Below are 22,008 nucleotides of genomic sequence, written 5' to 3'. Positions count from 1 at the left end.
CTCCGTTGGCGACCATGAGCCGATGGTAATCCTGGCGGCACGGCATTGCCATGCAGACGCCCACCGCTCAGTGGCCTCTGCCGCCACCTCCTCTGCCACCCCCGCGCCCACCGCCATGCCAGCCACCCTGCCCGTGGTGGTGGCCATGGCCATGCCAGTGATGGCCACCGTGTCCGCCGCCGCCATAGATGAAGGCGAAGCTGCCATAGGCCGGCCATGGACGGTAGTACGGATAGCCGTATGCCGGATAGGCGGGATAGGCCGGGTAGGTCTGGTAGTACGGCGTCGACACCGTGTAGGCGGGATATCCCGGATACGGGTCGCCGGCATACGGGTACGCCACGCACCCTGCGAGCGCGGTCGCGACGAGGATCACTCCGATTCCGTATTGCATGATGCTCCCCCAGCGTCAGCGTTAAGCCTGCCAAACCTGCCAGGCACGGAAGTTAGACCGCGCGGCCGGCGCTGCATTCCGGTGAGCCGCTTCGGCCTGGCGCGCAAGGCTAAGCCGTGGGCGTGCGGGTGCCTATATCGGGACAAAACAAAGACATATTTAAGAAGTGTCCGATATTCAGATGAGAAACAACGGAATACATTGTTCTTGCACCCGACCCTGGGTGCCCGACAGAGCCAGGTTGCCCCCCTTCCTGGCTCCTTACGTTGCCACGATGGTCCCCGCCATCGTGGCATTTTTTTATGCCGCGACTTATGCCGCGATGTATGCCGCGGTCAGGGGCTACAGACCCTTCTCGACCATCTCGAGCACGCGCTGGCCCAGGATCTCCGCCTGTTCGCTGGCGCGGCTGCGCAGCGGGCCGTCGATCAGCAGGATCGCCAGGCCGTGCACGGCCGACCACGCCAGGTATTCGGCGCCCGGCCGGCGCTCGGCCGGCAGCACGCCGGCCTCCACCAGTTGATCCAGCGCCGCGCCCAGCAACTGGAACGGATTCAGACCGCTGTTGCCCGCCTTGGCCGGGTCGGCGTCGTCCTCGACTTCGTCCGGCACCGAGAATGCGGTGCGGAACAGGCCGGTTTCCGTGAGGGCAAAACGGAGGTAGCCCGTGCCGACCGCGCGCAGGCAGGCGCGCGCATGCGCGGCGGCGCCGCGCCCCGGGCGCAGCCCGCCGATCTCGGCCTCCATGGCGATCGCCAGCGCAGACAGGGCCGAGGCGCGCACCGCCTGCAGCAAGTCTTGCCTGCTGGCGAAATGGCGGTACGCGGCATTGGGCACCACGCCGGCGCGCCGCGTCGCCTCGCGCAGCACGATGGCGTCAGGCCCGCCCTCGCGTGCCAGGTCAATGCCGGCATCGAGCAGCGCGCGGCGCAGGTCGCCATGGCGGTAGGTCGCCCGTGCGGGCGGTGCGGAGGCTTCCCGGTTCATGCGGGCCTCCCGGAAAACGAATGACAGTTCATGATGTGCAGAGTCTTATAGTGAACAGTGTACACAATCAAACTGTCACAAGCTTGTTGCATCGACGATAACAGTGGCGCTGGCTGGCCGCGGCTCAGAGGATTGGCGCGAACAGCGTCGCCACGTGCATCGCCACGCGCAGCGGAGCCGGCGCGGCAAGGAACTCGTCCAGCCCGACCCGACGGGCCTGCGCGAAATCGGCCTCGAGCATTGCCGCCACCTGCGCCGCAAAGCCCTCGTCGGCAGTCATCACCATCAGCTCGAAATTGAGCCGGAACGAGCGGTTGTCGAGGTTGGCGGTGCCGATGGCGGCGGCCTCGTCGTCGATCAGGATCACCTTCTGGTGCAGGAAGCCGGGCTGGTAGCGATAGACCTTGATACCCGCAGCAATGGCCTTGTGGGCGTAGAGCGTGGAGGCGGCATAGACCACCAGGTGGTCCGGCCGCGCCGGGATCAGGATGCGCACATCCACGCCGCGCAGCACCGCCAGCCGCAGCACCGCGAACACGGCCTCGTCCGGAACGAAATACGGCGACGTGATCCACAGCCGGTGGCGCGCGGACTGGATCGCCTCGACAAAAAACAGCGAGCAGGTTTCCTGCGCATCGGCCGGCCCCGACGGCACCACCTGGCAGGTCATGCTCCCGCCCGCCTCCGACGGCGGCATCAGCAGATGCGGCACCTCGCGCGCGGCCCAGTACCAGTCTTCGGCAAAGGCCATCTGCAAGTCCAGCACGGCGCTGCCGCGCAGCGCGATATGGGTGTCGCGCCAGGGCGCCAGCGGCGGACGCTGGCCCAGGTATTCGACCCCGACATTGTGGCCGCCGATGAATGCTTCGCAGCCGTCCACGACCACCAGCTTGCGGTGGTTGCGGAAATTGAGCTGGAACCGGTTGACGAAACCGCGATGCGTGGAGAACGCCCTCGCCTCGACCCCGGCATCGAGCAGCGTGCGCACGTAGCGGCGCGACATCGCGTGGCAGCCGATGCGGTCGAACAGGAAGTACACCTTGACGCCAGCCTGCGCGCGCTCGCACATCAGCGCCTGCAGGCGCCGGCCGAGCGCATCGTCGTGGACGATGAAAAACTGCACGATCAACACCTGCCGGGCGCGCGCCATTGCCGCGAAGATCGCCTCGAAGGTCTGCTCGCCGTCGATGAGCAGGCGCACATCGTTATTGGCCAGGCAGGGCATGCCGGTCAGGCGCGGCAGCGCGCGCATGCAGGCCTGCACCGGCGCGTGGACCACGCAGGCGCTGCGCGCCTCGCGCTCGCGCGGGGTCATGCCGTGGCGGATTTCGCGCAGACGGTCGTCGTTGAAGCGGCGCGCGTCGACATAGCCGGCAAAGGTGCTGCGCCCGAAGATCAGGTAAGGCACCAGGGTGAAGTACGGCATCATCAGCAGCGAGCCGGCCCAGGCAATCGCGCCCGGCGCGGTGCGCACCGTCATGACGGCATGCAGCGCGGCCACCACGCCTACGACGTGAAAGGCCAGCACGATGATGGCGATGACACTCGGGCTCTGCAGCATCGGTGGGCTTGTGTCCGCTGACCGGGTCGCGATGCGCGCTATTTTGGCACAGCACGGTCCGGATGTTGGCGCCCCGCCGTGCGCGGCCAGCCGCAGCTGCCTTCTTTTTTGGCACGCCGATGGCATCACGGTGCCAGGCCGCTGTCAGGGCAGCATGCCCCCCCTTTGTCCACAGGAGCTGTGGACAACTTTCGGTAGCGCCCGGCAGCTGCCGCACCCTCGTGACAGACCCAGCTTCGATCACGGCTAACCGCGAGAATCGGCAGATATTTCAGCAATGTCTGATTGTTTTTCGGACCGCACTTTTAATACGCTTTCTGGCTAGGCAACGCGGTGCCATCGAGGTGTCGTGGCCAGGGCTGTCCGACCGCGGCCCCGGCGTTCATTGCCGGCTTTCGCCTTACGGTTCGTATCCTGCCCTGTGGTCCGCTCCGATGAATATTGCGCTGCTCATGGGCTTTTCGCCCCAACTCCGTACCATGGCCGAACTGCTGGAGGGCGCCGGCTTCCGCTGCAGCGTGTTCGAGACCGGCCGCGAGCTGATCCACCGCGTCAGCCAGGAGCGGTACGACATGCTGCTGATCGACGATGCCCTGGCCGACCTGCCGGCGCTGGAAGTGGTGCGCGCGGTGCGCAGCGCGCGCTCGCGCGATGTGCCGATCATCCTGCTGGCCGCCGACAACAGCGAAGACAAGCTGGTCGATGCGCTCGATGCGGGCGCCGACGACTACGTTTGCCGCCCGCTCAATGCGCGCGTGCTGATGGCGCGCATTACGGCATTGCGCCGGCGCGTAACCGGCGAACGGGTGCGCCAGGGCCTGGTGGTGCAGGCCGGCCCCTACCAGCTCAACAGCATAGGGCGCTTCGCCACGCTGCACGGCGAGCGCATCGCCATGACGCCGAAGGAATTCGACCTGGCCATGATGCTGTTTTCGAACGTCGGCCGCGTGCTCGCCGCAGAGCGCATCCAGCAGGCGATCTGGCGGCATGAACTGCCACCGCTGTCGCGGGCGCTGGCGGGCCTGATCTCGCGGCTGCGCAAGACCCTGCGCATCGGCGTGGCCAACGGCATTGTCATCACGGTGGTCTACGCGCACGGCTACCGGCTCGACGTGCTCGAAGAAAGCATCGCGCCCAGGCTGCCGAAGCCGCCGACGCGGACCACCATGTCCGGCCCCTCGGGCAACTGAGCCGCGGCGCTACGCCGGCAGCGTCTGCGCCAAGGCCATGAAGTCGAGCACGGCCATGCCGTCGGCGGAGCGCTTGGCCTCGCGCTTGGCCGCTGCCGCCGCGGCGCCGATCTGCTGGCTGCCCAGGCGCTGCAGGCCGGCCACACCCTCGCCGCTGACGCACACCACGCCCACCGCCATCGATACCGGAGGAAAGAACACCGGCCGCCCGTGCCGGTCTTCGCCGTGCATGCCGCCGGCGGCGCGGTCGGGCGGCGCATACATGGCGCGCGCGGCATCGTTGAAGCGCAGGATCGCGGCCCGCATGCGCTCGGCCCAGTCGGCGCTCTGGTACAGCACCAGGAAATCGTCGCCGCCTACGTGGCCCAAAAAGTCGCGGGCCGGGTCGCACGCCTCGGCCAGGATCGCGGCCGCGCCCTTGAGCATCTCGTCGCCTTTCCAGTAGCCATACTTGTCGTTGAACGGCTTGAAGTGGTTCAGGTCGACGTAGCAGGCATGGAACTCGCTGGCGGCCTCGATCAGGCGCTCGATATGCTGGTTCAGCGGGATATTGCCCGGCAGGAAGGTCAGCGGATTGGCGTAGCGCGCCGCTTCCATGCGCACCTCGGTAATCGCCCGGATCAGGTCGGCGCCGGTGCCCAGCCCGATATAGCGCCCCTGGTCGGTGATCACGAAGCCATCGGCGAGCGAGCGCGTGTTCTCGCCCGACAGGATCTGCGCCATGTCCTCCAGGCTGGCACGCTGGTCGAAGCAGGCCGGATCGCGGCTGGCCATGGCGATGCAGGCCTTCTTGCCATAGAGCTCGCGATGGAACGGCGCCGCGTAGCGGTCGATAAACGCCTGGCGGCCAATGATGGCCAGTGGCCGCCCTTCGTCATTGACCACCGCCACGGCCTGCAGCTCGGGCTGGTCCTGGAAGGTGCGCAGCACCGCATCGTTGCTGGCCGAGGGCGATACCGTCGGCGCCGGCCGCAGCAGCCGTCCCGCGGTGATGCCGGACCAGCCCGAGCGCACCATCTGCGGAAATACGGCAATGCGGCGCGACGCCAGCGCCTGCCGTACATGCAGTGCGGCCTGTGCCGCCGGTTGCGCCACCGGCCGTCCCACGTAATAGCCCTGGGCGCCGGTCACGCCCAGATCGCGCACCACGGCCAGTTCGTCTTCGTCTTCAATGCCTTCGGCGATCACGCGCCCGCCAAAGGCACTCATCATGCGCAGCAGCGCGCGCAAAATTTCCAGCCGGCGCGAGCACGACGCGATGCCGCGCACCAGCGACTTGTCGATCTTGACGAAATGCGGCGACAGGTGCGCGAGCAAGTCCAGGTTGGCGTGCCCGGTGCCGAAATCGTCCAGCGCGTACTGCATGCCGAGCTCGCGCAACACCGCCATGGCCACGCCAAAGCTGGCGGCGTCGCCAATCGGGGTTTGTTCGGTAACCTCGATCACCAGCCGCGACGGTGCGATGCCGGCTTCGAGCAGGGCCGCCATCAGCCGCCCCCGGTCCGCCAGCAGGTGGCGCAAGGTCTGCGGGCTGAAATTGAGGAAGAGCTTGCCGGGCAGGTCGAAACCGCGCCAGGCAACCAGCGCGGTTCGCGCCGCTTCCACTTCCAGCGCGATGGTGGCGGGAACGCCCTGCGCCAGCCGGAACAGCGCCTCCGGGGCCGCCCACGGCGAGCCCACGGGCCCGCGGAGCAGTGCTTCGTAGCCGAGGATGGCGCCGCTGTCCGCCTGCACGATCGGCTGGAACACGGCGTGCAGCGGCGGCAGGCGCGCCGGCGCAAGCGCGGTCCCGCCCAGGGCGAAGCTGGCAGCGGCGGAGGCGGGGTGGTGCTGGGGCGTGGCGACAGTCAGGCCATTCATAGGGAGCAAGCGGGGGGTGGTGCGGCAGCGGTCAGGCCGCGGCGCGGTCCACATTGCATGACACTCACATGACAGCGCGATGACAGTCCATAGCGTAAGGATGTCACGTTGGCGTCACGTTGATCGACGACGATCCCGATTCGCCGCGGCGACCGTCCCGTACCGAGGACGGCGCGCGCGGCGAAATCGGGTCAAGCCCGGGCTGCGCAGGCTGGTCAGGCCGGTGCGCCCGTCTGGAGTCATCTCCGTGTTGCAAGTTTTCAAGACATCCCTGCCCGGCCAGCGTCGGGCAGTCGCCCCCGCGCGCTGGCTGGCACGGCTGGGCCGCCTGCCGCTGGTGGCGCGCCTGTGCGCTGCCTTTGCCCTGGTCTACCTGTTCGGCGCCGCGGTCGGCCTGACGGGAATCGCCAATCTGGTCTCGATCAAGGCGCGCACCGATACCCTGTACCAGCACGACATGCATGGCGCCATCTCCGCGGAGCGGGCGCAATCGGCGCTGGCCGCGCTCGGGCGCGCGCAACTGGCGCTGACCATGGCCACCAGCAGCACCGAGCGCGACGGCGCCGCCGACGAGATTGCAGCGGCGCTGGCGCAACTCGATGCGGCACTGGCCGGCGTGGAGCGGGCTGCCCCTGCCCAGGCGGCGCCTCTGCTGCGCGAACGCCAGCGCGCCAGCGAGCTGGCCCAGGCCTACGTGGCGTTGCTGCGCAAGCAGCCGCTGGATCCGCTGCAGTTCGACAGCGCGGTCTCGGTCGACGGCCATTTCGTCACCGGGCAGCTGCAGCGGCTCAGCAGCCAGGTCGAGGCCGTACGCCGCCAGCAAGAGCAGCAGGCCGCCGCCACCGTTGCCAGCGTCGCCGCCAGCCAGCTGCGCGCGCAGGCCTGGATGGCGACCCTGCTCGGCGCCAGCCTGCTCGCTGCCGTCGCGCTGGCGTGGATTGCCGCGCGCAGCCTGCGCGCCGAACTGGGCGGCGAGCCGCGCGATGCCGCCGACATCGCCCGCCGCATTGCCGCCGGCGACCTGACCGCCCCGATCGCGCTGCGCCGTTCGGACCACAGCAGCATGCTGCACCATGTGGCCAGCATGCGCGACCAACTTGCCGGCGTGCTGGCGCGGATCCAGGCCAGCGCCCACGAGGTCAGCGCGGCCAGCCAGCAGATCGCTGCGGGCAACCAGGCGCTGTCGGCACGTACCGAGCAACAGGCCAGCGCGCTCGACGCCACCACCGACAGCATGCAGGCGCTGGCGGCGCACGTCGCCGCCGCGCACGCGCAGGCCACCGAATCGAGCGAGATGGCCAGCGCCGCCCGCGCCGCCACCGACGACGGCGCGGCCGTGGTGCAGCGCATGCGCGGCGCCATGGACGCCCTGCACGGCCATTCGCGCCATATCGCCGAGATTGTCGGCGTGATCGAAAGCATCGCGTTCCAGACCAATATCCTGGCGCTGAACGCCGCCGTGGAAGCGGCGCGTGCGGGCCCGGCTGGGCGCGGTTTTGCCGTGGTGGCGCAGGAAGTGCGCGCGCTGGCACAGCGCAGCGCCGAGGCGGCGCGCGAGATCGGCGGCATCGTCGGCAATGCCACGCACGAGATCCAGCAAGGCGCCAGCCTGAGCGGCAGTGTGGTGGCGGCAATGGACCGCATTGCCGTCACGGTGGGCCACAGCCATGCGCTGGCCGAGGGGTTGCGCACGCTCGCGGACGAGCAGGCCGACCGCGTGCGGGGCGCCGGTCAGGCGGCGGCGCAACTGCGCCAGACGGCCCAGCAGAATGCTGCGCTGGTCGACGAACTGGCGGGCCAGGCGGCGCGGCTCGACCATCAGGCCGCCGCGCTGGCCAGCGACGTGGCGCGCTTTCGCTTCCGGCAGCCGTGACCGGGCAATCGCGGCAAAGATGTGTCGGGTCGAAACATTTGTCATGACGACGTAACCGGCATTTACGTCTTCCGCGACAAAGTTACAGATATGTTGCAACTGAACCAGCACTGGTAACGTGACAGCCCGGTTGCGGCGAGTAATCTTGCTTCACACCAACTGAACTGGCACCCGCACAGGAAACCATGGCTGAACGACTGATCATGCTGGACGTACCCGGCGTCCTGTACTCCGACCGCTCCCGCGCCCGCCTCGGCGGCCTTCCGGATTCGGGCACGCCGCGCGACGTCAGGTTTTTCGACCCGGTCGCGCTTGGCTTCGTGCGCAGGCTGTTCGGCGTGGCCGGCGCCCGTGTGGTGGTATCCGATGCCTGGCGCCGGGGCACGCCGGCTGCCATCCTGCAACAGCTGGACCTGCAGGTCGAAGCCATGACGCCGCCGGTCGCGGGCGGCCACGGTGCCGAGATCGAAGCGTTTTTCGCCCAGGGCGCGTGCCCGGTGCATTACGTGATCCTGTCCTGCGCCACGGCCGAGTCGATGCCCGAGGCGCTGCGCGAGCATCTGGTCACGGTCGACCCGAGCGTGGGCCTGACCCTGGAGAACTTCCAGCTGGCGCTGGATATCCTGGGCGTGGCCTGCCCGTCGACGGTGATGCCGGCGCCCAAGCTGGATGCGGGCCTCAAGGCAAAGCTGGCGCAGCTGCAGCAACTGGCACGGGACAACCCCGCGCGCTTCGGCGGCGCGCTGGCACCGGCACGCGAAGTGACGGCCGTCCACGCCTGAGCTGCCGCTGCCATGCAGTCCCCGACGGGGCGCCCACGGGCGCTCCGTTTTGCATCCGACGATCGTGAACGCGCGATACAAAGAGGCCGGGCTTCGTCGCTCCGGCGTATGCCCGTCGCAGTGATCCCGTATCATGCTCGCTGTCGCCGGCGCCATGCCGGAGCTTTGTGCCAGGACCCGCCATGCCTCACCTCGTCATCGAACTGACTGAAAACACCCGCCTGAACTGCTCGCAGGAAGAACTGCTGGATGAGGCCAATGCCGCCCTGCTGGCTTCCGGCCAGTTCCAGGAGGCGGATATCAAGTCGCGTTGCATCACGCTGTCGACCTACCGCCAGGGCATCGATGCCGTCGAGCGGGCCTTTGTCCATGCGCGCCTGTCGATCCTGGACGGGCGCGATACCGCCGTGCGCCAGGCGCTGGCGCAGGCCGTCTGCGATGTGATTGCCGAGGCCGTGCGCTCGGGCGGCGGCACCGGCCAGAACGTGCAGGTGTCGGTGGAAGTCTGCGAGATGGCGCGCGCCACCTACGCCAAGCAGTTGGTGGCCTGATCCGCCGCGCCGTCGGGCGGCCGCCCAATAAAAAACCCGCGGCCGTTGCGGCCGCGGGCGGAAGCTTCAGGAAGACTCCGGAAGCTCTGTCATGGGGAGCGCCCCCGCACCCATGACGTAGTCGATTCTAGGTGGGCGACACGGCCCCCGACTTGACCTGGATTAAACGCTGCCGGATTGGTGCCGGCGGCCATAAAAAAAAAGGAGCCGGCAGCGGCTCCTTTTCTTTCTGGACAACTGGGGCAGATCAGGCTGCGGCGTCCTTCAGCTTCTTCAGCGGACGGACCTTGACCTTGACGCTGGCCGGCTTGGCCGGGAACCAGCGCTCTTCACCGGTGAACGGGTCCTTGCCGAAGCGCTTCTTCTTGGCCGGCACTTGCTGCGCCGTGACCTTCAGCAGGCCGGGCAGGGTGAACTCGCCAGCGCCCTTCTTGTTCAGCGCGCCGACGATGGTGTTTTCCAGGTGGGCCAGCACCGTCTTCACGGTCTTGGCTTCCAGTTCCGTCTGGGCTACCAGGTGAGCGACCAGGCTCGACTTGTTGAAGGTGTCCTTCAGCGGGCGCGCCACGGGCGCAGCTGCGGGAGCAGCCTTCTTGGCCGGCGCGGCCTTCTTGGCGGCAGCCTTCACGGGTGCCTTGGTTGCCGCAGCCTTCTTGGCGGCGGGCTTGGTTGCAGTCTTCGCGGTCGGTTTCGCTTTGGTCGCCATATCGATATTCGTAAGTTGAACAGATGGATGCCGGCAGGTGTTATGCATTGCTACTGAGCGTTGCGCAATCGCCTGATCGACGCCCACTGAATCATAGCGGAAAGTGCCGTAAGTCAAGGGGTTTTCATGCATGCGACACGCAAAACCCGGTGAAAACCCCGGGTTTTGTCGCGGCTTTGCCTCAGTGCGAGCGCGAAAACGGCCTACGTCCCCCCGTTTTGGCGTGCGCGGCCGCGGCGCGTAGCCTCGCACGCAATGCCGCGCGCGCGTCTGCACGCTACCGTTCGCGTTCGCGTGGAGCGTTCCGTTCAGCCCGCATTCAGCTGTTTTGATGCAAACTCCGAGCCATGACCCCTTGTTTCCAGGCCCTTATGCGTCCGCGCGCGCTGGTGGCCGCCGCGCTGCTGGCACTGGCGGCGGTCCCCGCCGCGCACGCCGACAAGGATGCCGATCGCGCCCGCGCCGCGGTGCAGTCCGGCGAAATCCTGCCGTTGTCGCGCATCCTCGAGACCGTCTCGCGCCAGTACAGCGGCGACGTCATCGGGGTCGAACTCGATCACGACGATGGCATCTGGCAGTACGAGGTCAAGCTGCTGCTGCCCGGCGGCTCGGTGGCCAAGCTCGAATACGATGCGCGCACCGCCGCCCTGCTCAAGGCCAAGGGGCGAGGGCTGGAAGGCGCGCGCCGCAAACCCTGACCCGGCAACGACAACCATGCGCATCCTGCTGGTCGAAGATGAAACCGCCCTTGCCGCGCAGGTCCGTGCCAGCCTGGCCGACGCCGGCTATGCCGTCGACACGGCTGCCGATGGCCTGGACGCCTGGCACCTGGGCGCCGAAGAACCTTACGACGCGGTCATCCTTGACCTCGGCCTGCCGCGGCTGGACGGACTCTCGGTGCTGCGCCGCTGGCGCACCGCGCAGGTCAACGCGCCGGTGCTGATCCTGACCGCGCGCGACAGCTGGACCGAGAAGGTCGAAGGCATCGATGCCGGCGCCGACGACTACCTGGCCAAGCCTTTCCGCATGGAAGAGCTGCTGGCGCGCATCCGGGCGCTGATCCGGCGCGCGCACGGCATGCCCGCGCCGGAACTGCAGTGCGGCCCGGTGCGGATGAATCCCCGCGCTGGCACGGTCAGCGTGGACGGCGCCCCGGTGGTGCTGACCGCCCATGAATTCCGCGTGCTGGACTACCTGATGCACCACCCCGGCGCGATCGTCAGCAAGACCGCGCTGACCGAACACATCTACGCGCAGGACTTCGACCGCGACAGCAATACCATCGAGGTCTTTGTCGGGCGCCTGCGGCGCAAGCTCGGCGTGGATGTCATTGAAACCGTGCGCGGCCAGGGCTATCGGCTGCGCCCGCCGTCGCAGGCGCGCGCCTAGATGCCGGTGCGCCTGCGTCGCTCGCTTGCGCTGCGCCTGCTGGTGGTGGCGGCGATCTGGCTGGCCGCGGCGCTGGGGGTCAGCGGCTGGCTGCTGTCGGCCCTGTTCGAGCGCCACGTCAACCAGACCTATGTGCGCCAGCTCGAGCACCAGCTCGCCAGCCTGGCCGCGGCGCTGGACTGGAGCACCGAGGGCAAGCTGGTCCTGCACCGCAGTCCCGCCGATCCCCGCTACGAACTGCCCTATTCCGGCGCCTACTGGCAGGCGCGGGCCCCCGGCGCGCTGCTGCGCTCGCGCTCGCTGTGGGATACGGAGATGCCGGCGACAGCGCTGCGCCGTATTTCCGATGCGTCCGATACGTCCGATACGTCCGATGCCTCGGACGCCTCGGCTGGAATCGCCGAGGTGCGCTCCGGTCCGAACCACCAATCGCTGCTGGTGGTGTCGCGGCAACTGGTGCTGGCGTCGGCCGATACTCCGGTGGAAATCTCGGTGGCGCTGGACCGCACCGAACTGCGCGCCGCGCGCCGCAGTTTCAACCAGACGCTGGCCTGGTCACTGACGGCGCTGGGGCTGGGCCTGATGCTCGCGGTGGCGGCGCAGGTGCGCTTCGGCCTGGCGCCGCTGGCACGGCTGCGGCGTGCGCTCGGCACCATGCAGGCACGGCGCGAGGCGCGCCTGGTCGGCGCCTGGCCCGCCGAGGTCGAACCGCTGGTGACCGAAATCAATGCCCTGCTGGCGCGCAATGCGCAGGCGCTGGAGCGCTCGCGCCGCCAGGCCGCCGACCTGGCGCATGCGGTCAAGACCCCGCTGGCGGTGCTGGCCAACGAAGCCGCGGCATTACCTGGTGCCGCGGCGCTGGCCGTCTCGGGCCAGGTCGAAGCGATGCGGCGCCAGGTGGACCGGCACCTCGCGCGCGCCCGTGCCGCCGGCGCGGCCGCGGCCCGCGGCGAGCGCATCGACGCCGCCCCCGCGTTGCGCGAGCTCGCGTGTGCACTGGCGCGGCTGCATCGTGAACGGGCCCTGGAACTGACCGTCGACGGTGGCGGGCATTTCGCCGGCGACCGTCAGGACCTGGTCGAAATGCTGGGCAACCTGCTCGACAACGCCTGCCAATGGGCGCGCACGCGCGTGCGCGTCACGCTGCGGGACGACGCTGGCGTGCTGGAAATCCTGGTCGAGGACGATGGCGCAGGCATGCCGCCCGAGGCGCAGGCGCTGGCGACCGCACGCTTTGGCCGGCTCGACGAGGCCGCCGCCGGCAGCGGCCTGGGCCTGGCCATCGTTACGGAAATCGCCGCCTTGTATGACGGCAGCCTGGCGCTGGCATCGAGTCCGCTGGGCGGCCTGGCGGCCTGTCTGCGGCTGCCGGCGGGGCAAGCCTGATCAGTGCGCGCGGGCGGCCATGGCATCGCGCGTATCGCGCGCCAGGCCCAGCGCAAAGGCCGTCTCGGCGACCAGGAACAGCGGCCCGATCAGCAGCCCGACCAGGTCGTCGACAAAGGCCGGCTTGCGCCCTTCGTAATAGTGGCCGATGAACTGGATCACCCAACCCACCACGAACAGGCCGACGCCGAGCGCGAGCCACCAGCTCGTCGGCATCGCCGCGATCTGCGCGCCAGCGTAGAGGAACACCGCGAGGATCAGCGCCATCGCCACGCCAAAGGCCAGCGACAGGCGCAGGTAGAACAGGCACGACAGGATATAAAGCAGCATGGCCGGCGTCAGCACGGCGCTGCCATCGCCCAGTGCCAGCGCCGGCCGCGCCAGCAGCGTGGTCACGGCCAGCACGATCATCGGGATGCCGATGAAATGCGTGAATACATTGCGCGGGTCGCGGTGGTAGGCGGCGTAGTTGGCGAGATGTTCGATCAGGGTTTTCACGGGGCGTCTCCTGGACTGCGCTGTGGTGCGCGCGCGGCGGGCGCGAGGTGGATTTATAGTAATGGGCGCGCACCGGCCGGTCTGTCAGGTTTTTGACATTCCACCAGGTGCCCGGACATGGAGACCGGCATGCGGCTGGCGCGCCCGCCACACCCCGCTCTGCTCGCCCCACACGACCTCAAGATGCAGCCTCCAGACATAACGTCCAGCCCGATGTTGCCATGCAGCGACCCGCTCGCCGCGGTGCGCGCGGGCGCGTGGTTCAGCCAGTTGCCGCCGGCGCTGCGGCAAGCGCTGCTGGACGACGGCAGCCTGCGCCGGCTGGTCGCCGGCGAGACCCTGTTTGCGCGCGGTGACCGCTTCGATGGCCTGTATTGTGTCGCCAGCGGCACCATGCAGATCCACGCCAGCGGCGTATCGGGCAAGGCAGCGGTGCTGGGCCTGCTCGAACCCGGCACCTGGTTCGGCGAAATCTGCCTGTTCGACGGCCTGCCGCGCACCCATGACGCGCGTGCGGCCAGCGCCGCCACGCTGTGGCATGTGCCGCGCGCCGCCCTGGCGCAGCGCCTCGCGCAGCAGCCGGCATGGTGGCAGGCATTCGGGCAACTGCTGGCGGCCAAGACCCGCGAGGCCTTCCACTACGTCGAGGAAGCGCAGCTGCTGCCGCCGCCGGCACGCGTCGCGCGCCGGCTGGCGGCAATCGCGCATGGCTATGGCAACCTGCCGGACGGCAGTGCCGCGCGGCGCGTGCGCATTGCGCAAGAACAGCTGGCGCAGATGCTGGGCTTGTCCCGCCAGACCGTGAACCACGCCCTGCGCGAGCTGGAGGCGCACGGCCTGCTGCGTCTTCAATATGGCGGCATCGAACTGCTCGACCTGGCCGCGCTGGAAACGCTCAACTGATTGCACCCTACCGGAGCCGCACACACCATGACTACCCTGGACGCCGCCCAACTGGACGCCTGGCTGGTGCGCCTCGGCATCGCCGCGCCACCCTCGCCGACGCTGCAAGCGCTGGACGCGGTACTGGCCGCGCACCTGGCCAGCATTCCGTTCGAGAACGTCGACCCGCTGCTGCGCCGCCCGGTGCGCATCGACCTCGATGCCGTGTTCGACAAGCTGGTCAGGCGTCGGCGCGGCGGCTACTGCTTTGAACTCAATACGCTGCTCAGCGCCGGGCTGGGCGCGCTGGGCTACGAGGTGACGCCGCTGGCCGCGCGCGTGCGCTGGGGCGTGCCGGACGACGTGCCGACCATGACCTCGCACATGCTGCTGCGCGTGGAGGTAGCGCACCGCAGCTATCTGGTCGATGTCGGCTTCGGCGGTCCCACGCCGTTCCGTGCGATGCCGCTGTCCGAACCGGCCGAGGATGGCTTTCCCTACCGGCTCGCGCCCTCCCCCGCGCAAGCCGGCACCAGCGCATTCCACAGCTACGACCTGCAGGCACGCGGCGATGCGGGCTGGATCCCGGTCTACCGCTTCGACCTGACGCCGCAGCCGCCGATCGATTTCGAGGCACGCAACTGGTATGTCTCGACGCACCCGGACAGCGTCTTCCTGCAGCGCCTGATGGCCGCGCGCACCGATGGTGGCACGCGCGTGACGCTGGCCAACGGCGAACTGGCCGAGCGCGCCCCGGACGGCAGCGTGCGCCGCACGCACCTGCAGCATGCCGACGCCGTGGTGCAAACCCTGTCGGAGCGCTTCGGCATCGTGCTGGACGACGCGCTGCGCCAGGGCCTGATGGCGGCGCTGCCTGACTTGCTGGCGCCTGCGACCACATCCGCCGGCGGCTGAATGGTAGCGGCTGCGCACTGCAGCATCGGGCTCCATGCACCGCGCGCATTGCCGGCAGAAAGAATGCTGATAAGGCCTGTAACCGCCACCCGGCGCTGTGGACGCGGCCATGGCCGCGCCACATAATGTCCCGGCGATGCTGCCTGCGGGCGCGTCCGCAGGACAACAGCGCGGCACCCCGCCGCCAGCACAAGCCGGCCAGCATCGCTGACGCCGGCGCAGCCATACAGGAGACTCCATGTCATTGTTCGATCTGACGGGCAAGGTTGCCATCGTCACGGGCTCTTCGCGCGGCATCGGCCGCGCCATCGCCGAGCAGATGGCCGTACAGGGCGCCAAGGTCGTGATTTCCTCGCGCAAGGCCGAGGCCTGCCAGGAAGTGGTGGATGCCATCAACGCCCGCCATGGTGCCGGCACCGCGATCGCAGTCCCGGCCAACATCTCTTCGAAGGACGACCTGCAGCGCCTGGTCGACGAGACCAACCGCGCCTTCGGCAAGATCAACGTGCTGGTCTGCAATGCCGCCTCCAACCCGTACTACGGGCCGATGAGCGGCGTCTCCGACGACCAGTTCCGCAAGGTGCTGGACAACAACGTCATCTCCAACCACTGGCTGATCCAGATGGTGGCGCCGCAGATGATCGACCGCAAGGAGGGCTCGATCATCATCGTGTCGTCGATCGGCGGCCTGCGCGGCTCGCCCACCATCGGCGTCTACAACATTTCCAAGGCCGCCGACTTCCAGCTGGCGCGCAACCTCGCGGTCGAGTTCGGGCCGCACAATGTGCGTGTGAATTGCATCGCGCCGGGGCTGATCAAGACCGACTTCGCGCGCGCGCTGTGGGAAGATCCCGAGCGCTACAAGCAGTCCACCCAGGGCGCCCCGCTGCGCCGCATCGGCGAGCCCATCGAGATCGCCGGCGCCGCAGTGTTCCTGGCCTCCGCGGCTAGCACCTTCATGACCGGCCAGGCCATGGTGGTGGACGGCGGCGTGACCATCTGAGCCTCAGACGCGAGCGTTGCCAGGCGGCCGGCGCTGATTGCGCTGGCCGCTTTCCTGCATTTCCCTCAACCTGCAGTGCAGTTCCGGGAGGCAGTCCATGTCGAGCAATCCGCAGTGGGCCGGCACCTGGCCGGTCATGTCGCTGGCCGAGGCGCACGCCCGCCTGACCGCGCCGGGCGCGCCATTCGAAACCGAGACGCGCGTGATCCGCGGCATCCCCACCACGGTCTGGAAGAACGCGCCGCCCACGCTGCGCGAGCTGCTGCTGGCCACGCGCGCGTTTGCCGAGCGCACCTTCGTGGTGTACGAGGACGAGCGCGTCACCTACGATGCGTTCCTGCGCGCCGCCATCGCCATGGCCCACGCGCTGGTGCGCGACGGCGTGCGCAAGGGCGACCGCGTGGCGCTGGCCATGCGCAACCTGCCCGAATGGCCGGTGGCCTTCTACGGCGCGCTGCTGACCGGCGCCATCGTGACCCCGCTCAACGCGTGGTGGACCGGGCAGGAGCTGGAATATGGCCTGGCCGATTCCGGCAGCCGCATCGCCATCGTCGATGCCGAGCGGCTCGATCGCATCCTCGAACACCTGCCCGGCTGCCCGGCGCTGGAACGCATCTACGTCTCGCGCGCGGGCGCCGCGCCGGCCGAGCCGCGCGTGACGGCGCTGGAAAGCGTGATCGGCGCTTCGGCGAGCTGGGCGGCGCTGCCGGAGCAAGCGCCGCCTGCGGTCGACATCGACCCCGACGACGACGCCACCATCTTCTACACCTCCGGCACCACCGGCAAGCCGAAGGGTGCACTGGGCACGCATCGCAATTCCACCTCGGTGGCGGTGGCCGGCGGCTTCAGCCCGCTGCGCAACCTGCTGCGCCGCGGCGAGCCGATCCCAGCGCCGGATCCGGCCGCGCCGCAGAAATCGATGCTGCTGGCGGTGCCGTTCTTCCACGTCACCGGCTGCATGGCGGTGCTCAACGGCGCCATCGCCACCGGCGGCAAGATCGTGCTGCTGCACCGCTGGGACGCGCTGCGTGGCATGGAACTGATCGAGCGCGAGCGCTGCACTGCGGCCGGTGGCGTCCCCACTATCGCATGGCAGATCCTTGAGCATCCCGAGCGCGGCCGCTTCGACCTCTCGTCGCTCGAAAACATCAACTACGGCGGCGCGCCGGCTTCGCCGGAGCTGGTCCGACGCATTCGCGAAGTCTTCCCCATGGCCGCGCCGGGCATAGGCTGGGGCATGACCGAAACCTCGTCGACCTTCACCAGCCACAGTGCCGAAGAGTACGTGATGCGCCCGGACAGCAGCGGCCCGGCGTTGCCGATCGGCGAGATGAAGGTAGTCGACGGCCGCGGCCAGGCGCTGCCGCCTGGTGAAACCGGCGAGCTGATGGCGCGCGGCGCCAATGTCGTGCGCGGCTACTGGAACAAGCCCGAGGCCACCGCCCAGACCTTTGTCGATGGCTGGCTGCGCACCGGCGACATTGCCCGGCTGGACCATGAGGGCTACGTCTACATCGTCGACCGGATGAAGGACATGCTGATCCGCGGCGGCGAGAACATCTACTGCATCGAAGTGGAAAGCGCACTTTACGAGCATCCCGCGGTCATGGATGCGTCGGTGGTCGGGCTGCCGCACCGGACCCTGGGCGAGGAGCCGGCCGCCGTGGTCAGCCTGAAGCCGGGCATGCAGGCGAGCGAAGCCGAGCTGCAGGATTTCGTGCGCGAGCGGCTGGCAGCGTTCAAGGTGCCGGTGCGTATCCTGATTTACCACGAGATGCTGCCGCGCAATGCCAATGGCAAGATCATGAAATCGAACCTGCGCAAGCTGTTCGACGCCGCGTAAGCCGAAGCGGCACGACCGCATCGATCCGATCCCTCACCAGGAAGACAAATTGACGGAACAAGGCAAGCCGGATTCCTCCCTCTCCCAACCCCTGCGGGCGCTTGGCGCGGCAGCGCTCGCCGCGCTGCTGGCCGGCTGCGCCGCCGGCGGCACCAACCTGTCAGCCGTGCCCGAGCTGCGCCCCGGCGTGCCGGCCGGCTATCTTGCCGCCGATGCGCGCCCCGACAGCCTGAAGCTGCTGTCGGCGCCGCCGGTGCAGGGTTCGGCCGCGCTGGCGCTGGACGAGGACGCCGCGCGCCAGGCTGGTCCGCTGCGCGGTTCGCCACGCTGGCAACTGGCGTCCGACGATGCCGTGCTGACGTTCCCGCAGGCCGCCAAAACCTTCTCCTGCGCGCTGGGCGTGCCCGTCGGCGAGAAAGACACGCCTTACCTGAACATGCTGCTGCGCCGCAGCCTGGTCGATGCCGGCCTGTCCACGTACAAGGCCAAGGACCATTACAAGCGCACCCGCCCGTTCGTGGCCACCAAGACCCCGATGTGCACGCAGGCCGAAGCCGCCAAGCTGGAGAAGGATGGTTCCTACCCGTCCGGCCACAGCGCCATCGGCTGGGCCTGGGCGCTGATCCTGACCGAGATCGAGCCGGCGCGCGCCAATGAACTGCTGGCGCGCGGCCAGGCCTTCGGGCAAAGCCGCGTGGTCTGCAACGTGCACTGGCAGAGCGATGTCAACGCGGGCCGCACCATGGCGGCGGCGACGGTGGCGCGGCTGCATGCCGACCCCACTTTCCGCGCCGACCTGGAACGGGCGCGCAGTGAAGTGGCTGCCGCGCGCGCAGCCGGCACGCGGCCATCGCGCGACTGCCTGGCGGAATCCGCGGTGCTGGCCCGCTGATCACGGGCGCCCCCGGCCGACGCGCTTATTTCACCGGAATCACCGTGCCGGCCGGCACCGGCACGGCGGTCACGCTGTTCTGCGGGCTGCCGCTGACGATGCGGTCCGAATACGTCAGGTAGACCAGCGTATTGCGCTTGCGGTCGACCGCGCGCACCACGTGCAGCGCCTTGAACAGGATCGACATGCGCTCGGAGAAAACATTGTCCTGCTGCTTGATCGGCGCCTTGAAGCCGATCGGACCCACCTGCCGGCACGCGATCGAGGCCTCGGGCGGGTCTTCCGCCATGCCGAGCTGGCCCTTGATGCCGCCGGTGCGGGCACGCGACACGTAGCAGGTGACGCCGTCCACCTGCGGGTCGTCATAGGCTTCGATCACGACCTTGTCGGAGCCGGTCATGCGGAAATTGGTGCTGACGCTGCCGATCTCCTCGGCACTGGCCCCCGCGGCTGCGCCGGCGCAGGCGGCGGCGAGCAGGAGGCGAACGAGTGGGTGGCGGGATTCCATGGCTGTATCGCGCATCGGCACTCAGTTCACCGACGACTTGATGTCGCCGTGGCGCTTTTCCATCTCCTGGCGCAGCGCGCGGCGCTGCTGCGCGGCGGCAAAGCGCTGGCGCTCGACCTCGTCGCGCGGCTCCAGCGGCGGCACCTCGGCGGGGGTGCCGTTGTCGTCCACCGCCACCATGGTGAAATAGCAGCTGTTGGTATGGCGCACCAGCTTGCTGCGGATGTTCTCGGTCACCACCTTGATGCCGATCTCCATCGAGCTGCGGCCGGTGTAGTTGACCGATGCCAGGAAGGTCACCAGCTCGCCCACGTGGATGGGCTGGCGGAACACCACCTGGTCTACCGACAGCGTGACCACGTAGCGGCCGGCATAGCGGCTGGCGCAGGCATACGCCACCATGTCCAGGTACTTGAGGATGGTGCCGCCGTGGACGTTGCCAGAGAAATTGGCCATGTCCGGCGTCATCAGCACGGTCATGGAAAGCTGGTGGGACAGGTCATTCATGATGCGGGATACGAAGATTGCGGGGGCGGGATTGCCGGCTGCGGGCGCCGGCAGTTTAACCCGGATCGCCGCGCCGGTGCCCGCGGCATGGCGCCGGCCCCTGCCCCGCCTGACCCGGCACATAAAAAAAAGCGGCCTGCCAGGCCGCTTCTTTCGCTATGGACGCAAACTGCTTACTTTTTCTTGTTCACGGCGTCCTTGAAACCCTGGCCTGCCGAGAACTTGACCGTCTTGGCGGCCGGAATCTTGATGGTTTCGCCGGTGCGCGGATTGCGGCCGGTACGGGCTGCGCGCTTGCCGGCGCTGAAGCTGCCAAAACCCACCAGCGTTACAGAATCGCCCTTTGCCACTGCCTTCTTGATACTGTCCAGCGCTGCGTTGAGCGCACGCTCGGCGGCGGCATTGCTCAATTCTGCTTCCGCGGCGATGGCCGATACCAGTTCACCTTTATTCATGGCTGATTTCCCTTGTTGGTCGTCGTCACCGATGTGCGTGCCTCGCGGCAGGCCATCGATCGGCGCAGTCTAATCTGCCCTTCGCGCGTTGAGCAATCCCCAGTGGCACCAATGCGACAAAAAAACCCGCAAATCCTTGCTTGAGGCCGGTTAGCGGGCAATTTCCCCTGTTGTTTGCACTTGCCGGCCGCCGCTTTTTGCCGGGCCCGAGCGGCCGCCTGGAATCGCACCCCCAAAACTACTCAGCATAGGACAGATTCCCCCAAATGGGGCGACGCACCACAACGGGTCGCGCAATGCCCCCTTGGCTGCTCCATTCTGGCGCAGCCTGGTCCAGCCGCTGGCAACAGGCCGGTGTCGCCTTGCCCACGGGATGGGACCGCGTGCGGCATGCCGGTGCGGTTTCTTACCCTGGACGGTGCACGCGGCACCAGGATGCAGCGGTCTCTGGAACGCTTTTTGCATACTGGTGCGCCCATTTTGAGCATGAGGTCACTATGGACAACTGGAAGACCGGCACCGACGCGCTCTTCATCTTGCTTGGCGCCATCATGGTGCTGGCCATGCACGCCGGCTTTGCCTTCCTCGAACTCGGCACGGTACGCAAGAAGAACCAGGTCAATGCGCTGGTAAAGATTCTGGTGGATTTCGCGGTCTCCACCATCGCCTATTTCTTTATCGGCTACACCATCGCGTATGGGGTGCAGTTCTTTTCCGGCGCTGCAACGCTGGCCCAGAAGAACGGTTATGAACTGGTCAAGTTCTTTTTCCTGGCAACCTTTGCAGCGGCCATTCCGGCGATTATCTCCGGCGGTATTGCCGAGCGCTCGCGTTTCAATCCGCAACTGGTCGCCACCTTCGTGCTGGTGGGCTTTGTCTACCCGTTTTTCGAGGGCATGGTGTGGAATCAGCGCTACGGCGTGCAGGACTGGATCGCGCGCGTGGCCGGCGCGCCCTTCCACGACTTTGCCGGTTCGGTGGTGGTGCACGCGCTGGGCGGGTGGATTGCGCTGCCGGCGGTGCTGCTGCTGGGCGCGCGCCGTGGGCGCTACCAGAAGGATGGCCGCATCAGCGCGCATCCGCCCTCGAACATCCCGTTCCTGGCGCTGGGCGCCTGGATTCTTGCGGTGGGCTGGTTCGGCTTCAACGTGATGAGCGCGCAGACCGTCGACAAGATCAGCGGCCTGGTAGCGATCAATTCGCTGATGGCGATGGCCGGCGGCACGCTGGCCGCCTGGCTGGCCGGGCGCAACGATCCGGGCTTCGTCTACAACGGGCCGCTGGCCGGCCTGGTGGCGGTCTGCGCAGGCTCGGACCTGATGCATCCGCTCGGGGCGCTGGTCACCGGTGCCGTGGCCGGCGCGCTGTTCGTCTATATGTTCACGCTGGCGCAAAACAAATGGCATATCGATGATGTGCTCGGCGTGTGGCCGCTGCACGGGCTGTGCGGCGCCTGGGGCGGCATCGCCGCCGGCATCTTCGGGGCGAAGGCGCTGGGCGGCCTTGGCGGGGTGTCGCTCGGCGCGCAGTTGCTCGGCACCTTGCTTGGCATCGTGGTGGCGCTGGCCGGCGGCACGCTGGTCTATGGCACGCTGAAGCGGCTGGTGGGCATCCGCCTCGACGCCGAAGGCGAGTTCAACGGCGCCGACCTGACGCTGCACCGGATTTCCGCCACCGCCGAGCGCGAAACCAACTGGTAATAGCCGCCAGCGCATTTCCGATATAAACGGAGGAGCCGCGCCACGCGCCTTGTCTTAACAATTATTTGCTTGCACTTCCGCGCACGGCCTCTCAATAATTGCCGTGCCCGGGAATTGCGCGCAACG

At 68.2% G+C, this 22,008-nt stretch carries 22 protein-coding genes; 13 read left to right on the top strand and 9 right to left on the bottom strand.

Annotated features, from left to right (window positions below; genetic code table 11):
* Nucleotides 1-67: 67 nt before the first annotated feature.
* From MKD50_RS10310 to cls, 3 genes are all read right to left on the bottom strand, one after another.
* Entirely contained in the window at nt 68-394 is a 327-nt protein-coding gene (locus tag MKD50_RS10310; protein WP_115700422.1) for a hypothetical protein, read from the bottom strand.
* 342 nt (nt 395-736) lie between these two features.
* On the bottom strand, nt 737-1,381 hold the full coding sequence (locus MKD50_RS10305) for a TetR/AcrR family transcriptional regulator (protein ID WP_115683015.1): 645 nt from the start codon (nt 1,379-1,381) through the stop codon (nt 737-739).
* A gap of 124 nt (nt 1,382-1,505) precedes the next feature.
* A complete protein-coding gene (cls, locus tag MKD50_RS10300) occupies nt 1,506-2,942 on the bottom strand; it encodes a cardiolipin synthase (RefSeq protein WP_240070631.1) in 1,437 nt (478 codons plus the stop codon).
* Between the two features lie 434 nt (nt 2,943-3,376).
* Here cls and MKD50_RS10295 point away from each other — a divergent pair, with 434 nt between their 5' ends.
* On the top strand, nt 3,377-4,132 hold the full coding sequence (locus MKD50_RS10295; protein WP_252667060.1) for a response regulator transcription factor: 756 nt from the start codon (nt 3,377-3,379) through the stop codon (nt 4,130-4,132).
* 9 nt (nt 4,133-4,141) lie between these two features.
* On the opposite strand, the gene MKD50_RS10290 is transcribed toward MKD50_RS10295, so the two are convergent.
* Nucleotides 4,142-5,992 carry an EAL domain-containing protein gene (locus tag MKD50_RS10290; RefSeq protein ID WP_252667059.1) on the bottom strand — a complete coding sequence of 617 codons (1,851 nt, stop codon included), beginning with the start codon at nt 5,990-5,992 and terminating at the stop codon, nt 4,142-4,144.
* Between the two features lie 247 nt (nt 5,993-6,239).
* Between MKD50_RS10290 and MKD50_RS10285 the strand changes: the two genes are divergently transcribed.
* From MKD50_RS10285 to MKD50_RS10275, 3 genes are all read left to right on the top strand, one after another.
* Nucleotides 6,240-7,865 (top strand): methyl-accepting chemotaxis protein, encoded by a 1,626-nt coding sequence (locus tag MKD50_RS10285; protein ID WP_252667058.1) that lies wholly within the window; start codon nt 6,240-6,242, stop codon nt 7,863-7,865.
* A gap of 185 nt (nt 7,866-8,050) precedes the next feature.
* On the top strand, nt 8,051-8,647 hold the full coding sequence (locus MKD50_RS10280) for an HAD domain-containing protein (RefSeq protein WP_115700410.1): 597 nt from the start codon (nt 8,051-8,053) through the stop codon (nt 8,645-8,647).
* 182 nt (nt 8,648-8,829) lie between these two features.
* On the top strand, nt 8,830-9,198 hold the full coding sequence (locus MKD50_RS10275) for a 5-carboxymethyl-2-hydroxymuconate Delta-isomerase (RefSeq protein ID WP_026163988.1): 369 nt from the start codon (nt 8,830-8,832) through the stop codon (nt 9,196-9,198).
* Nucleotides 9,199-9,445: 247 nt separating this feature from the next.
* Here MKD50_RS10275 and MKD50_RS10270 read toward each other — a convergent pair whose 3' ends face one another.
* Nucleotides 9,446-9,904, bottom strand: coding sequence for an HU family DNA-binding protein (locus MKD50_RS10270; RefSeq protein WP_115700407.1), 459 nt, complete (start codon nt 9,902-9,904; stop codon nt 9,446-9,448).
* A gap of 347 nt (nt 9,905-10,251) precedes the next feature.
* Here MKD50_RS10270 and MKD50_RS10265 point away from each other — a divergent pair, with 347 nt between their 5' ends.
* From MKD50_RS10265 to MKD50_RS10255, 3 genes are read left to right on the top strand one after another with little or no spacing between them, the layout of a single operon-like run.
* Nucleotides 10,252-10,602, top strand: coding sequence for a PepSY domain-containing protein (locus tag MKD50_RS10265; RefSeq protein WP_115700405.1), 351 nt, complete (start codon nt 10,252-10,254; stop codon nt 10,600-10,602).
* 16 nt (nt 10,603-10,618) lie between these two features.
* Nucleotides 10,619-11,293, top strand: coding sequence for a response regulator transcription factor (locus tag MKD50_RS10260; protein WP_240070626.1), 675 nt, complete (start codon nt 10,619-10,621; stop codon nt 11,291-11,293).
* Complete coding sequence (locus MKD50_RS10255; RefSeq protein WP_252667057.1) at nt 11,294-12,679, top strand: sensor histidine kinase; 1,386 nt, start codon at nt 11,294-11,296, stop codon at nt 12,677-12,679.
* Here the strand turns inward: MKD50_RS10255 and MKD50_RS10250 are convergent, their stop codons facing one another.
* On the bottom strand, nt 12,680-13,177 hold the full coding sequence (locus MKD50_RS10250; protein WP_240070624.1) for an Mpo1 family 2-hydroxy fatty acid dioxygenase: 498 nt from the start codon (nt 13,175-13,177) through the stop codon (nt 12,680-12,682).
* A gap of 213 nt (nt 13,178-13,390) precedes the next feature.
* Here MKD50_RS10250 and MKD50_RS10245 point away from each other — a divergent pair, with 213 nt between their 5' ends.
* From MKD50_RS10245 to MKD50_RS10225, 5 genes are all read left to right on the top strand, one after another.
* Complete coding sequence (locus MKD50_RS10245; protein ID WP_115700395.1) at nt 13,391-14,080, top strand: Crp/Fnr family transcriptional regulator; 690 nt, start codon at nt 13,391-13,393, stop codon at nt 14,078-14,080.
* A gap of 27 nt (nt 14,081-14,107) precedes the next feature.
* Nucleotides 14,108-14,974 carry an arylamine N-acetyltransferase family protein gene (locus MKD50_RS10240; RefSeq protein WP_252667056.1) on the top strand — a complete coding sequence of 289 codons (867 nt, stop codon included), beginning with the start codon at nt 14,108-14,110 and terminating at the stop codon, nt 14,972-14,974.
* A gap of 238 nt (nt 14,975-15,212) precedes the next feature.
* A complete protein-coding gene (locus MKD50_RS10235) occupies nt 15,213-15,977 on the top strand; it encodes an SDR family oxidoreductase (RefSeq protein ID WP_252667055.1) in 765 nt (254 codons plus the stop codon).
* 97 nt (nt 15,978-16,074) lie between these two features.
* Nucleotides 16,075-17,820 carry a class I adenylate-forming enzyme family protein gene (locus MKD50_RS10230; protein WP_240070622.1) on the top strand — a complete coding sequence of 582 codons (1,746 nt, stop codon included), beginning with the start codon at nt 16,075-16,077 and terminating at the stop codon, nt 17,818-17,820.
* A gap of 49 nt (nt 17,821-17,869) precedes the next feature.
* Entirely contained in the window at nt 17,870-18,712 is an 843-nt protein-coding gene (locus MKD50_RS10225; protein ID WP_371925319.1) for an acid phosphatase, read from the top strand.
* A gap of 25 nt (nt 18,713-18,737) precedes the next feature.
* Here the strand turns inward: MKD50_RS10225 and MKD50_RS10220 are convergent, their stop codons facing one another.
* The 3 genes from MKD50_RS10220 to MKD50_RS10210 form a co-directional block, all read right to left on the bottom strand.
* Nucleotides 18,738-19,220: a CreA family protein gene (locus MKD50_RS10220; RefSeq protein ID WP_240070621.1), complete on the bottom strand. Its 483-nt coding sequence runs from the start codon at nt 19,218-19,220 to the stop codon at nt 18,738-18,740.
* A gap of 21 nt (nt 19,221-19,241) precedes the next feature.
* Nucleotides 19,242-19,727 carry an acyl-CoA thioesterase gene (locus MKD50_RS10215; protein ID WP_012355963.1) on the bottom strand — a complete coding sequence of 162 codons (486 nt, stop codon included), beginning with the start codon at nt 19,725-19,727 and terminating at the stop codon, nt 19,242-19,244.
* A 173-nt stretch (nt 19,728-19,900) separates the two neighbouring features.
* Nucleotides 19,901-20,182, bottom strand: a complete 282-nt coding sequence (locus tag MKD50_RS10210) for an HU family DNA-binding protein (RefSeq protein WP_010814166.1) — start codon at nt 20,180-20,182, stop codon at nt 19,901-19,903.
* Nucleotides 20,183-20,679: 497 nt separating this feature from the next.
* Here MKD50_RS10210 and MKD50_RS10205 point away from each other — a divergent pair, with 497 nt between their 5' ends.
* Nucleotides 20,680-21,882: an ammonium transporter gene (locus tag MKD50_RS10205; protein ID WP_240070620.1), complete on the top strand. Its 1,203-nt coding sequence runs from the start codon at nt 20,680-20,682 to the stop codon at nt 21,880-21,882.
* Nucleotides 21,883-22,008 lie beyond the last annotated feature (126 nt).

Source organism: Cupriavidus mimosae, assembly GCF_023952485.1.
GTDB classification, from domain to species: domain Bacteria; phylum Pseudomonadota; class Gammaproteobacteria; order Burkholderiales; family Burkholderiaceae; genus Cupriavidus; species Cupriavidus taiwanensis_C.
Note: the sequence above shows the minus strand (reverse complement) of the source record. Positions and strands in the feature narration are given on the sequence as shown.

Excerpts from the sequence above, each read along its gene's own strand:
- MKD50_RS10310 (WP_115700422.1), bottom strand. The coding sequence starts at position 394 with ATGCAATACGGAATCGGAGTGATCCTCGTCGCGACCGCGCTCGCAGGG.
- MKD50_RS10305 (WP_115683015.1), bottom strand. The coding sequence starts at position 1,381 with ATGAACCGGGAAGCCTCCGCACCGCCCGCACGGGCGACCTACCGCCAT.
- cls (WP_240070631.1), bottom strand. The coding sequence starts at position 2,942 with ATGCTGCAGAGCCCGAGTGTCATCGCCATCATCGTGCTGGCCTTTCAC.
- MKD50_RS10295 (WP_252667060.1), top strand. The coding sequence starts at position 3,377 with ATGAATATTGCGCTGCTCATGGGCTTTTCGCCCCAACTCCGTACCATG.
- MKD50_RS10290 (WP_252667059.1), bottom strand. The coding sequence starts at position 5,992 with ATGAATGGCCTGACTGTCGCCACGCCCCAGCACCACCCCGCCTCCGCC.
- MKD50_RS10280 (WP_115700410.1), top strand. The coding sequence starts at position 8,051 with ATGGCTGAACGACTGATCATGCTGGACGTACCCGGCGTCCTGTACTCC.
- MKD50_RS10275 (WP_026163988.1), top strand. The coding sequence starts at position 8,830 with ATGCCTCACCTCGTCATCGAACTGACTGAAAACACCCGCCTGAACTGC.
- MKD50_RS10270 (WP_115700407.1), bottom strand. The coding sequence starts at position 9,904 with ATGGCGACCAAAGCGAAACCGACCGCGAAGACTGCAACCAAGCCCGCC.
- MKD50_RS10265 (WP_115700405.1), top strand. The coding sequence starts at position 10,252 with ATGACCCCTTGTTTCCAGGCCCTTATGCGTCCGCGCGCGCTGGTGGCC.
- MKD50_RS10260 (WP_240070626.1), top strand. The coding sequence starts at position 10,619 with ATGCGCATCCTGCTGGTCGAAGATGAAACCGCCCTTGCCGCGCAGGTC.
- MKD50_RS10255 (WP_252667057.1), top strand. The coding sequence starts at position 11,294 with ATGCCGGTGCGCCTGCGTCGCTCGCTTGCGCTGCGCCTGCTGGTGGTG.
- MKD50_RS10245 (WP_115700395.1), top strand. The coding sequence starts at position 13,391 with ATGTTGCCATGCAGCGACCCGCTCGCCGCGGTGCGCGCGGGCGCGTGG.
- MKD50_RS10240 (WP_252667056.1), top strand. The coding sequence starts at position 14,108 with ATGACTACCCTGGACGCCGCCCAACTGGACGCCTGGCTGGTGCGCCTC.
- MKD50_RS10235 (WP_252667055.1), top strand. The coding sequence starts at position 15,213 with ATGTCATTGTTCGATCTGACGGGCAAGGTTGCCATCGTCACGGGCTCT.
- MKD50_RS10230 (WP_240070622.1), top strand. The coding sequence starts at position 16,075 with ATGTCGAGCAATCCGCAGTGGGCCGGCACCTGGCCGGTCATGTCGCTG.
- MKD50_RS10220 (WP_240070621.1), bottom strand. The coding sequence starts at position 19,220 with ATGGAATCCCGCCACCCACTCGTTCGCCTCCTGCTCGCCGCCGCCTGC.
- MKD50_RS10215 (WP_012355963.1), bottom strand. The coding sequence starts at position 19,727 with ATGAATGACCTGTCCCACCAGCTTTCCATGACCGTGCTGATGACGCCG.
- MKD50_RS10210 (WP_010814166.1), bottom strand. The coding sequence starts at position 20,182 with ATGAATAAAGGTGAACTGGTATCGGCCATCGCCGCGGAAGCAGAATTG.
- MKD50_RS10205 (WP_240070620.1), top strand. The coding sequence starts at position 20,680 with ATGGACAACTGGAAGACCGGCACCGACGCGCTCTTCATCTTGCTTGGC.